Source organism: Bacillus cereus group sp. BfR-BA-01311 (assembly GCF_022664295.1).
GTDB lineage: Bacteria > Bacillota > Bacilli > Bacillales > Bacillaceae_G > Bacillus_A > Bacillus_A cereus.
Map to the genome: position 1 here is coordinate 355903 of NZ_JAKUHC010000005.1, position 12986 is coordinate 368888.

Below are 12986 nucleotides of genomic sequence, written 5' to 3' on the forward strand. Positions count from 1 at the left end.
TACATTCTATGCTTCAAGGGGCAGCGTTATTAGGAAAAATAGAAGTGAAAATAGTTTGTATAAGAAGTATTCTAAAATTTATAATCTGTGAATTAGGAAAATATTGAATGCTCCAGGTCAATATACTTTCTTAATCAAATTTATTTTAGAAAGTGACCTCAATATTTTTAAGTAAATCAACGGGAGAATTGAAAGGCAGGAGAAAGTAACATGTCAGAAAATTATCGTTCTCGAGAGGAACGACGACAAGTTAAAAAGAAAAAACAACCAGCTTCTAAAACACAAAAGCCAAAAGGTAAAACATCATTCTTTCGCAAGTTTTTAATTACTTGTTTATTACTTGGTATTGTTGGTTTAGTGGCGGGGGTTGCTACCTTTTTCGTAATGATTAAGGATGCACCAAAACTTGAGAAAGCAAAACTTGTTAATCCGTTATCCTCAAAAATTTATGATAAAAACGGGGATTTGGTATATGAATATGGAAAAGAAAAAAGGACGAATGTTACGTATGAGCAAATACCTAAATTAGTAGAAAATGCATTTTTAGCGACAGAAGATTCACGTTTTTATGAGCATAGCGGAGTAGATTTTAAAGGTACTGCCCGTGCTGTTCTAGTAAGTCTTAAAGGGGATTATGGTTCTCAAGGTGGAAGTACGATAACACAGCAAGTTATAAAAAACTACTTCTTATCAATGGACAAAACACCAAAGCGTAAGGCGCAAGAAATATATTTAGCTTATAAGCTAGAACAACAGTATTCAAAACATGAAATATTAGAGATGTACTTAAATAAAATTAACTTAGGAAACCGTTCATATGGGATCGCAACAGCAGCACAAAACTACTATGGTAAAGAATTGAAGGACTTAACATTACCAGAAGTTGCGATGCTTGCAGGTTTACCGAAAGCACCGAATAACTATGATCCAACGAAAAAAGAAAATGTTCAAAAAGCAACAGAAAGAAGAAATGTTGTTCTAAGTTTAATGAACCGACATGGATATATAACAAAACAGGAAATGGAAGAAGCATCAAAAGTTGACGTAGAAAAGGGGCTTAAGCCTGCAGCTCAACTACAAACAATGCCATACCCTGCATTTATGGATGCAGTTGTGAAAGAAGTAGAAAAAGAATTACCAGATGCTAATATCGGTTCTGACGGTTTAGAAATTTATACAACGTTAGATCCGAAAGCACAGAAACTTGCTGATAATATTTTAAATAATAATATCATTGATTATCCGAACGATAAATTCCAAGGTGCATTCACATTTATGGATACGAAAACAGGAGAAGTTCGTGCTATAGGTAGTGGCCGTGGAGAAAATAAAGCTGTATTTAAAGGGCATAATATGGCAATTGAATTAGATCGTGCAGCTGGTTCAACGATGAAGCCGATTTTCGACTACGCTCCTGCAATTGAATATTTAAAATGGGCTACGTACCATCAAATTGATGACTCTCCATTTAAGTATTCAACGGGACAAGAAGTACGAAATGCAGATAGAAGTCATATGGGTCCAATTACAATGCGTGAAGCATTAAAAATGTCGCGTAATATTCCTGCAATTAAAACTGCAAAAGAAGTAGGGATTAGTAAATCGAAAGAATTCTCTGAGAAACTAGGTATTACATTTAATACAGCACCGACAGAATCGACAGCGATTGGTACAAATGAAGTATCGCCAACTGAAATAGCGGGTGCTTATGCGGCATTTGGTAATGAAGGTAAATATACGAAACCGCATTTTGTTAAGAAAGTCGTTTATCCAGACGGTAAGTCACAAAGTTTTGGACAAAAACCAAAACAAGTTATGACAGATTCTACCGCATACATGATTACTGATATGCTTCGTTCTGTAGTTACATCAGGTACTGGTACATCGGCAAATGTAGGCTCTTTAGATGTAGCTGGTAAAACGGGTACGACAAACTATTCATCAAAGCAATTAGCTCAATATAAAATTCCAGAAAGTGCAACTCGTGATAGTTGGTTCGCTGGATATACACCGCAATATACGATGGCAGTATGGACTGGGTATATGAAAGATGGTAAAGACGAGTATATTAGTAGTAAAAATACGAAAATTGCACAGTTGATCTTTAAAGAAATGATGAGCGAAATGGCTACAGATAAATCACGCTTTAAAATGCCAAGTAGTGTTATTCAAGAAGGTAGTGAGCTACGTATAAAAGGTGAAAAACGTGATTCATCGCCAAATACTAGCGTACCGGATACAACGGAGCAACCAAAACAAGATCAACAGCAAAAAACTGAAGAAGAGAAAAAGCAAGAAGAATTAAAGAAACAAGAAGAACTGAAAAAACAAGAAGAACAAAAGAAACAAGAGGAACTTAAGAAGCAAGAAGAACAAAAGAAACTAGAAGAGCAAAAGAAACAAGAAGAACAAAATAATGGAAATGGCCAAGGAACGACACCTCCAGCAAATAACGGAGGAGGTCAAGGAAATACGACACCTCCAGCAAATAATGGAGGAGGTCAAGGAAATACGACACCTCCAGCAAATAATGGAGGAGGTCAAGGAAATACGACACCTCCAGCAAATAACGGAGGAGGTCAAGGAAATACAACTCCACCAGCGACCACACAACCAGAGACTGGCGGTAATGCAGGAGAGACCCCTGCTAATAATGGGCAATAAGAAAAATTTATAAAAAATATTAAAAAGCACTTAAGATTTGTGAAAATTACAATCTTAAGTGCTTTTTTCGTTTAAATGTAGTAGCTATGAAATGATGTGTTTTAAATGTTAAACGTACCATAAAAATTTTGAAAATAAATTGATGGGAAATGATAAAAGACTTGAGCCTGAGGTAGTGGAGCGTGGCTAGGATGATAAAAGGTAGTGCTACTTGGATGGGCACCATGATGCCAAAATGAAGGGGTAGCTTGACCTGGTGATTGGTATTGTTGCCAAATTGCTGGAAGTTCAATGCCGACATCGGAACTTGCTGTATGAACGGCGGGGGCATGTATTTCGGGTATCGAAGGAACCGCGACAGTTACTCTTGATGATAATACCCACATAAAATAATCACTCCTAAGTTGTGATAATAAATTAGTATATTCTTTTCACACGTATAAAGGTACATATATAGGACTTTCGTTTAAAATATGCGTACAAAGTCTTAAGACTAATGTAAGCTGATGGTGGACTATTTAATATGAAAAGATACGTCTATTTGCGGAGGGAAAAGAGATAAAAAAAATATACAATGAGGGTGTTAATCGTAATATTTTACGAGTGTATGGAGGTATTTTTATGGAACGATTATGGACGAAATCATTTATTCAAATGACTTTCGCAATGTTATTTTTATTTACAGGATTTTATTTACTTGTTCCAACGCTCCCGCTCTTTATTAAAGAGATAGGTGGCAATGAATCGCAAGTTGGACTTATGATGGGGATGTTTACAATAGCTGCTGTTGTAATACGACCGATTATTGGAGGAATGTTAGATCAATATGGTAGAAGATCCTTTATTATTTTCGGACTCATCTTTTTTGGCTTAACGATGTATTCCTATAATATAGCATCGACTATTGTCCTTTTAGCTGTTTTACGTGTTATTCACGGAGTAACATGGGCTGTTTCTACAACAGCTGTTGGAACAGCAATAACGGATATTATTCCAGATTCACGCCGCGGTGAAGGTATGGGTTGGTACGGGATGGCGATGACAATTGCAATGGCGATCGGACCTATGATTGGATTATGGGTTGTGCAAATTTATTCATTTGATGGTCTATTTTTATTAGCGACGTTGTTATCTTTTATGGCAGTCGTATTATCATTAATAACGAAGATCCCATTTACGCCACAAAAAGAAAAAGGGAAAATTCAGCTATTTGAGAAATCCGTATTAACAATCACGATTGTAGTATTCTTTTTATCGTTTGCATATGGAGGAATAACAACCTTTTTACCGTTATTTGCATCATCAATTCATGTAAACCCGGGAACTTTCTTTCTTGTATATGCAATTGCATTAACAATTGTAAGACCAATTTCAGGGAAACTATTAGATAAGTATGGAGAAGTATTCATCATACTTCCAGCATTATGTATTACTATTTTAGCTATAGTTGTTTTAACTATCTCAAATGGTTTGATAGGTGTAATTATCGCAGCAACATTATACGGTATTGGATTTGGTTCAGCGCAGCCAGCTTTGCAAGCGGCAATGCTTACAATTGTCGATCCGAGTAAAAGAGGAGTTGCAAATGCTTCATTTTTTACAGCGTTTGATTTAGGAATCGGGTTAGGTGCTATTTTACTTGGAGTTGTTTCACAAATGTTTGGTTATCGTATTTTATTTTCAGGGAGTGCAATTTCAGCATTGATAGCCTTAATTATTTTCGTCTTCTTTGTAAAACAACGATTAGGAAAAAAAGAGTTTGCGTAAACTGGAGGAATAAAGATGAGAATTTCAATTGATCGTAAAGCTCTGCAATGGTTCCAGGAAGAATTACGTATAAAGCACGGTGAATCTGTACGTTTTACTGTAAGGTACGGAGGGGATAGTTCAATTCAGCCCGGATATTCTTTAGGGGTTGTTGCTGAGAAACCCGATGGCGAAATAGTGTCAGTTGAGAAGGAAGGTATTATATTTTTTGTAGATTCTGATGATCTTTGGTATTTTCAAAACTATGATTTATTTGTAAGTTATCATGAGGAAATGGAAGAAATTCAATTTAATTATGTAAAATAATAACTTTATTAAAAATGAATAAGTTTTATATAAAAATTATATTTAAGAGATAGTGAAATAAATATCATATAGTAACGAGCTGTATTTATGTACAGCTCGTTTTTTCTATTTCTCAAATAAAATTAGAATAATTGTATATTTGGCGGTGTTATATGAAAAATCTTTATATCTTGTTTTTGAAAATACGCAAAGAAGTCTATCCTTTCTTTATAAAATATAAGAATTATTTTCAAAAAATTGTATTGTTACAGTAAGAAAAGTGTAGGAAACTTATCATTATAAAATAAATTGAAATCTTCTAAAAACTCTGATACATTGAAATAGAAATGTAGTTTCACAATATTGTAAAGGCTTACAGTTATGTGCACGAAGATCTATTAGGATTGGAGGAAATAATGATGAAAGCTGAAGAGAAATTTTCCCCGGGATTAGATGGTATAGTAGCAGCGGAGACGAAAATCTCGTTTCTTGACACAGTAAAAGGTGAAATTGTAATTCAAGGGTATGACTTAATCGAACTCTCAAAAACAAAAGAGTATTTAGACATTGTGCACCTTTTATTGGAGGAACACCTACCGAATGAAGATGAAAAAGTAACACTTGAAAAGAAATTAAAAGAAGAATATGCAGTACCAGAAGGTGTATTCAACGTACTAAAGGCATTGCCTAAAGAGACGCATCCCATGGATGGATTACGTACAGGTGTGTCAGCGTTAGCTGGTTACGATAATGATATCGAAAACCGCTCGTTAGAAGTGAATAAAAGCCGAGGGTACAAGCTGTTAAGTAAAGTGCCAAACATTGTAGCGAATAGCTATCATATTTTAAATAATGAGGAGCCAATTGAACCTCTTAAAGAATTATCTTATAGTGCGAATTTCTTCTATATGTTAACTGGTAAAAAACCAACTGAACTTGAGGAAAAGATCTTTGATCGTTCCCTTGTTTTATATAGTGAGCATGAAATGCCAAACTCTACATTTACAGCTCGCGTTATTGCATCAACACAATCAGATTTATACGGTGCTTTAACAGGTGCAGTTGCATCTTTAAAAGGAAGTTTACATGGCGGTGCAAATGAAGCGGTTATGTACATGCTTTTAGAAGCTGGTAATGTTGAGAAATTTGAAGAGTTATTACAGAAGAAACTATATAACAAAGAAAAAATTATGGGCTTTGGACACCGTGTTTATATGAAGAAGATGGATCCAAGAGCACTTATGATGAAGGAAGCTTTAAAACAGTTATGTGATGTAAAAGGTGATTATACACTATATGAAATGTGTGAAGCTGGAGAAAAGATTATGGAAAAAGAAAAAGGAATTTATCCAAATCTTGATTATTATGCAGCTCCAGTATATTGGATGCTAGGTATTCCAATTCAACTTTACACACCAATCTTCTTTAGCTCTAGAACAGTGGGGTTATGTGCGCACGTTATTGAGCAACATGCAAATAATCGTTTGTTCCGTCCTCGTGTAAATTATATTGGCGAGCGACATGTACTTAGTAAATAAGAACAACTGGGGAGTTGTTAGCGCCGCCCGCCAGATGGGTGTTTGACCGACACCCATCATTAATAATAACGAATTTTCGACAGAAAGGGAAGAATAGCATGATTAAAACAAATGAAATTAAGCAAAAAGATGCATTATTAGAAGAGATTACCGATTATGTATTAAATAAAGAGGTTACTAGTGCAGAAGCATTCAGTACAGCTCGTTACGTATTACTTGATACACTTGGATGTGGAATTTTAGCACTGCAATATCCAGAATGTACGAAATTACTAGGACCAGTTGTGCCAGGAACAATCGTGCCAAATGGTACACGTGTACCAGGTACGTCTTATGTACTAGATCCAGTAAAAGGTGCATTTAATATCGGATGTATGATCCGTTGGTTAGACTATAACGATACTTGGCTTGCAGCAGAGTGGGGACATCCATCTGATAACCTAGGTGGAATTTTAGCAGTTGCAGATTATATTAGCCGTGTTCGTATTTCAGAAGGAAAAGAAGCTTTAAAAGTACGTGAAGTATTAGAAATGATGATTAAAGCACATGAAATTCAAGGCGTGCTTGCTTTAGAAAACAGCTTAAACAGAGTTGGTCTTGACCATGTATTATATGTAAAAGTAGCAACAACTGCAGTAGTTGCGAAAATGCTTGGCGGAACACGTGAAGAAATCTTTAATGCATTATCACATGCGTGGATTGATAATTCTAGTCTTCGTACATATCGTCATGCTCCAAATACGGGCTCACGTAAATCATGGGCTGCAGGTGACGCAACGAGCCGCGGTGTTCATCTTGCAATGACTGCTCTAAAAGGTGAAATGGGTTATCCAACAGCATTATCTGCGCCAGGATGGGGATTCCAAGATGTATTATTCAATAAACAAGAATTAAAATTAGCAAGACCACTAGAGTCATATGTAATGGAAAATGTATTATTTAAAGTGTCATATCCAGCAGAATTCCATGCACAAACGGCTGCAGAATGTGCTGTGAAGTTGCATCCGGAAATTAAAGAGAGATTAGATGAAATTGACCGTATTACAATTACAACTCATGAATCAGCAATTCGTATTATTGATAAAGAAGGTCCATTAAATAACCCAGCTGATCGTGATCATTGCTTACAATACATTACGGCAATTGGTTTATTAAAAGGAGATATCGTTGCAGACGATTATGAAGATGCAGTAGCAAACGATTCACGTGTAGATGAATTACGTAATAAGATGGTTGTTGTTGAAAACAAACAGTACAGTTTAGATTACCTTGACCCGAACAAGCGCTCAATCGCCAACGCTGTTCAAGTTCACTTTAAAGATGGCACAGTAACAGAAAATGTGGAATGTGAATATCCGCTTGGTCACCGCTTCCGTAGAGACGAAGCAATTCCAAAAGTTGTTCAAAAATTCACTGCAAATATGGCAGGTCATTATTCTAGTAAGCAACAAGAACAAATTCATGAAGTTTGTTTAAATGAAGAAAAACTAGAAAATATGAATGTAAACGAATTTGTAGATCTATTCTTAATTTAATAATAGGGGGGAATTTAGAATGGCTTGGGTTGTGAAAAAGCAGTCAACACAAGAGGAGCTTGCGAATCGATTCCGAGCTTTAGTAGAAGCAAATGAAATTTTGCAAATTCCAGGTGCTCATGATGCAATGGCAGCTCTTGTTGCGAAAAATACAGGTTTTTCAGCTCTTTATTTATCAGGAGCTGCTTATACTGCAAGTAAAGGTTTACCAGATTTAGGTATCGTGACGTCTACTGAAGTGGCTGAGAGAGCAAGAGATTTAGTAAGAGCTACAGACTTACCTGTTCTTGTTGACATTGATACAGGATTTGGTGGTGTACTAAATGTGGCGAGAACAGCTGTAGAAATGGTGGAAGCGAAAGTAGCAGCTGTCCAAATTGAAGATCAGCAATTACCAAAAAAATGTGGACATTTAAATGGTAAGAAACTTGTTACTACAGAAGAATTGGTTCAAAAAATTAAAGCGATTAAAGAAGTTGCACCGAGCTTATACATTGTAGCACGTACTGATGCTCGTGGCGTTGAAGGATTAGATGAAGCAATTGAAAGAGCAAATGCATATGTAAAAGCAGGTGCAGACGCAATTTTCCCTGAAGCGCTTCAATCAGAGGAAGAATTCCGTCTATTTAATAGTAAGGTAAATGCACCTTTGCTTGCGAATATGACTGAATTCGGAAAAACTCCATATTATAGTGCAGAGGAATTTGCGAATATGGGTTTCCAAATGGTTATTTATCCTGTAACTTCACTTCGCGTTGCAGCGAAAGCGTATGAAAATGTGTTTGCTTTAATTAAAGAAACAGGTTCTCAAAAAGATGCACTTTCTAATATGCAAACGAGAAGTGAATTATACGAAACAATTTCATATCATGACTTTGAAGAGTTAGATACTGGTATTGCAAAAACAGTATTATCAGAAGATCAATAGATAAAGCAGCGAAGGCGATGAAAATACATCTTTGGCAAAATAAAATGCTTGATGTGAAAAATCATCGCCTTCTATTTTCAAAAAAGATATTCCACTCATCGTAGACGAGCATAAGCAAAAAGCTATGAAAGCCGAATGATAGGGGGATACATATGGAGAAAACGAAGTTACCATGGGATGAATTTTTTTCACTTAATAAAGATATAAATCATACTTACTTTACACCAGAAGATTTTTCAGGTGATGAAGATTTAATCGCAAAAACGACAGAACAATTCGTTAAACAAGAAATTGTTCCACAAATGGAGAATATTGAACAACATAACTATAAAGTTTCTCGTCAATTATTTGAGAAAGCTGGAGAACTTGGATTATTAGGCATTGAGGTACCAGAAGATTATGGCGGGTTCGAGTTAGGAAAGGCTGTCTCAGGTCTTGTAGCAGAGAAAATGGGTTACGCTGGTGCGTTTAGCGTTTCTTTTAATATACACGCTGGTGTTGGTACATTGCCTTACATATATTATGGAACGAAAGAGCAAAAAGAAAAATATTTACCGAAAATCGCATCGGGAGAATGGATTGGGGCTTATGCTTTAACAGAGCCAAATGCTGGTTCGGATGCATTAAGTGCAAAAACAAGCGCCGTATTGAATGAAGAGGGAACAGCTTGGAAGTTAAATGGTGAGAAGCAATGGATTACAAATGCTCATATGGCAGATGTATACGTTGTTTTTGCGAAGACAAATAAAGGAATGACAGCGTTTATTGTCGAAAGAACATGTGAAGGTGTATCTATTGGATTAGAAGAAAAGAAAATGGGGATTAAAGGTTCTTCAACAGCGACTCTTATTTTAGAAGATGTTGTCATCCCTGCTGAAAATGTTTTAGGGGAAGTTGGGAAAGGGCATCACGTAGCCCTTAATATTCTTAACTTTGCTAGACTTAAACTTGCTTTTGGAAATATTGGAACAGCAAAACAAGCAATTGGTTTGTCGGTTCAATATGGAAAAGAGCGAAAACAGTTCCAAACGGAATTAGTAGACTTTACGATGATTCAAGAGAAAATTGCAAATATGATCATTGCTACATATGGAGCCGAAAGTGCAGCTTATCGTACGGCAGGTGTAATCGATGAAGCAATTCATGAGAGCGATGAAGATCTTATGAAGAAAATGTCCCAATTTGCAATTGAATGTGCACTGAATAAAGTAAATGCTTCTGAAACACTTGCTTATATCGTAGATGAAGCTGTACAAATTCATGGTGGTTACGGTTATATGCAAGAGTATGAGGTAGAACGATTATATCGTGATGCTAGAATTAGTCGTATTTTTGAAGGAACGAACGAAATTAATAGATTAACAGTTGCCAAAATGTTAATGAAGCAAATCGAACAATTAGAAGATACTGAAGTAGAAAGTGATGTAGCAAATGTAGAAAGAAACCATCGTTACATTTTATTAGCGAAAAAATTGTTGAAACAATCTTTGAAAACGCTCTCTAAAACTCCAGGCCTAAAAATTGACCAAGAACAAGAATATTCACGTGTAATTTCAAATATGTTGACGGACGTGTACGTCATGGAATCAGCGTTTTTACGTACGAGAAAAGCGGTAAGTAAAAATGGTGAGGAAAAAGAATGTACGAAGCAATTAATAACGGATGTTATTTGTGAAGAAGGATACCGTAAAGTAGAAGAAGCGGCGATTTCTGTACTTTCAGCGGCTGTCACAGAAGAACAAGATAGACATGTGATTTTAGCTGAAATCCGTCAATTATTAGTGCCTTTATACACGAACGTATTTACGAAGAAGAGAGAAATTGCGAAAGCTATTATAAATCGCGGGAAATATATTGTGTAAATAGGAGGAAAGCGATATGAAAAAGATTGGTTTTATCGGTTTAGGTAACATGGGCCTTCCAATGTCAAAAAATCTAGTTAAATCAGGTTACACAGTATATGGCGTGGACTTAAATAAAGAGGCGGAAGCGTCCTTTGAAAAAGAAGGCGGAATTATCGGTCTATCAATCTCAAAACTAGCAGAAACATGTGATGTAGTTTTTACAAGTTTACCTTCACCTCGCGCTGTTGAAGCGGTATATTTTGGAGCAGAAGGATTATTTGAAAATGGTCACTCGAATGTAGTTTTCATTGATACAAGTACGGTATCGCCGCAGTTAAACAAACAGTTAGAGGAAGCTGCAAAGGAAAAGAAAGTAGACTTTTTAGCAGCACCTGTGAGCGGTGGTGTAATAGGAGCCGAAAACCGTACATTAACGTTTATGGTTGGTGGATCAAAAGACGTATATGAGAAAACGGAATCTATCATGGGCGTACTAGGCGCGAACATTTTCCACGTTAGTGAGCAGATTGATAGTGGTACAACTGTTAAGTTAATTAATAACTTATTAATTGGTTTTTATACAGCTGGTGTGAGTGAAGCTTTAACATTAGCGAAAAAGAATAATATGGATTTAGATAAAATGTTTGATATTTTAAATGTAAGTTACGGTCAAAGTAGAATTTATGAACGTAATTATAAAAGTTTTATAGCACCTGAAAACTACGAGCCAGGATTTACTGTGAACTTATTGAAGAAAGATTTAGGATTTGCAGTTGACTTAGCTAAGGAAAGCGAACTCCATTTACCGGTAAGCGAAATGTTATTAAACGTATATGACGAAGCGAGTCAAGCTGGATATGGTGAAAACGATATGGCTGCTTTATATAAGAAAGTTAGCGAGCAATTAATTTCTAATCAAAAATAAATTATACAAAGGAGAGAATACAATGATTACAACTGAAATTAAACGAGTAAAAAATCACATTAACGGTGAGTGGGTTGAATCGACAGGTACGGAAGTAGAAGCAGTTCCAAATCCAGCGACTGGAAAAATTATCGCTTACGTTCCACTATCTCCAAAAGAAGATGTTGAAAAAGCTGTTGAAGCGGCAAAAGCAGCATTCGAAACATGGTCTAAAGTACCAGTTCCAAATCGTTCAAGAAATTTATATAAATATTTACAGCTATTACAAGAAAACAAAGATGAGCTTGCAAAAATCATTACGCTAGAAAATGGTAAGACGCTAACGGATGCAACAGGTGAAGTACAGCGTGGTATTGAAGCGGTAGAACTTGCAACATCTACGCCAAATTTAATGATGGGTCAAGCACTTCCGAATATCGCTAGCGGAATTGATGGATCGATTTGGCGCTACCCAATCGGAGTTGTTGCTGGTATTACACCGTTTAACTTCCCGATGATGATTCCGTTATGGATGTTCCCACTTGCAATTGCTTGCGGTAATACATTCGTATTAAAAACATCTGAAAGAACGCCACTTTTAGCGGAGCGACTTGTAGAATTATTCTATGAAGCAGGTTTCCCAAAAGGCGTATTAAATTTAGTGCAAGGCGGAAAAGATGTTGTAAATAGCATTTTAGAAAATAAAGATATTCAGGCTGTTTCGTTCGTTGGCTCTGAGCCGGTAGCTCGTTACGTATATGAAACAGGTACGAAACACGGAAAACGTGTACAAGCATTAGCAGGTGCGAAAAACCATGCGATTGTAATGCCAGATTGCAATCTTGAGAAAACAGTACAAGGTGTAATTGGATCTGCATTTGCAAGTAGTGGAGAGCGCTGCATGGCATGCTCAGTAGTAGCAGTAGTGGATGAAATTGCTGATGAATTTATTGATGTATTAGTAGCAGAAACGAAAAAATTAAAAGTAGGCGATGGCTTTAACGAAGATAACTATGTTGGACCATTAATCCGTGAATCTCATAAAGAGCGCGTTTTAGGCTATATTAATAGCGGTGTAGCAGATGGGGCAACTTTATTAGTAGATGGCCGTAAAATTAATGAAGAAGTTGGAGAAGGTTACTTTGTAGGTGCGACAATCTTTGATGGCGTGAATCAAGAAATGAAAATTTGGCAAGATGAAATTTTTGCTCCAGTATTAAGTATTGTACGTGTTAAAGATTTAGAAGAAGGTATTAAACTAACAAATCAATCTAAATTTGCAAATGGTGCGGTTATTTATACGTCAAATGGTAAACATGCACAAACATTCCGTGATAATATCGATGCTGGTATGATTGGTGTAAACGTAAACGTTCCAGCACCAATGGCATTCTTCGCATTTGCAGGAAATAAAGCTTCATTCTTTGGTGATTTAGGTACAAATGGTACAGATGGCGTTCAATTCTATACACGTAAAAAAGTTGTAACTGAGCGCTGGTTTTAATATAGAGTAAACAACCA

General features: G+C 36.1%; 10 protein-coding genes. 9 read left to right on the forward strand and 1 reads right to left on the reverse strand.

The features are described from left to right. Positions 1-210: 210 nt before the first annotated feature. Positions 211-2664, forward strand: a complete 2454-nt coding sequence (locus MR136_RS15035; RefSeq protein WP_001293964.1) for a transglycosylase domain-containing protein — start codon at positions 211-213, stop codon at positions 2662-2664. Between the two features lie 101 nt (positions 2665-2765). Here MR136_RS15035 and MR136_RS15040 read toward each other — a convergent pair whose 3' ends face one another. After that, a complete protein-coding gene (locus MR136_RS15040) occupies positions 2766-3050 on the reverse strand; it encodes a hypothetical protein (protein ID WP_000270101.1) in 285 nt (94 codons plus the stop codon). A 235-nt stretch (positions 3051-3285) separates the two neighbouring features. On the opposite strand from MR136_RS15040, the gene MR136_RS15045 reads away from it, so the two are divergent. From MR136_RS15045 to MR136_RS15080, 8 genes are all read left to right on the forward strand, one after another. Beyond that, positions 3286-4431, forward strand: a complete 1146-nt coding sequence (locus MR136_RS15045) for an MFS transporter (RefSeq protein ID WP_061457158.1) — start codon at positions 3286-3288, stop codon at positions 4429-4431. Between the two features lie 15 nt (positions 4432-4446). After that, the gene (locus tag MR136_RS15050) at positions 4447-4737 is read left to right on the forward strand and encodes a HesB/YadR/YfhF family protein (protein WP_001222842.1); all 291 of its coding nucleotides are present in this window, start codon (positions 4447-4449) and stop codon (positions 4735-4737) included. A 395-nt stretch (positions 4738-5132) separates the two neighbouring features. Then, positions 5133-6254, forward strand: coding sequence for a citrate synthase (mmgD, locus tag MR136_RS15055; RefSeq protein WP_002041090.1), 1122 nt, complete (start codon positions 5133-5135; stop codon positions 6252-6254). A gap of 98 nt (positions 6255-6352) precedes the next feature. Beyond that, on the forward strand, positions 6353-7789 hold the full coding sequence (gene prpD / locus MR136_RS15060) for a 2-methylcitrate dehydratase (protein WP_242259501.1): 1437 nt from the start codon (positions 6353-6355) through the stop codon (positions 7787-7789). A 19-nt stretch (positions 7790-7808) separates the two neighbouring features. Continuing rightward, the gene (gene prpB, locus MR136_RS15065; protein ID WP_000312639.1) at positions 7809-8717 is read left to right on the forward strand and encodes a methylisocitrate lyase; all 909 of its coding nucleotides are present in this window, start codon (positions 7809-7811) and stop codon (positions 8715-8717) included. A 152-nt stretch (positions 8718-8869) separates the two neighbouring features. Further along, complete coding sequence (locus tag MR136_RS15070; RefSeq protein ID WP_025687878.1) at positions 8870-10579, forward strand: acyl-CoA dehydrogenase family protein; 1710 nt, start codon at positions 8870-8872, stop codon at positions 10577-10579. Between the two features lie 16 nt (positions 10580-10595). Then, complete coding sequence (locus MR136_RS15075) at positions 10596-11486, forward strand: NAD(P)-dependent oxidoreductase (protein ID WP_000719409.1); 891 nt, start codon at positions 10596-10598, stop codon at positions 11484-11486. Between the two features lie 22 nt (positions 11487-11508). After that, positions 11509-12969, forward strand: coding sequence for a CoA-acylating methylmalonate-semialdehyde dehydrogenase (locus MR136_RS15080; protein WP_000633344.1), 1461 nt, complete (start codon positions 11509-11511; stop codon positions 12967-12969). The last annotated feature ends 17 nt before the right edge of the window (positions 12970-12986 follow it).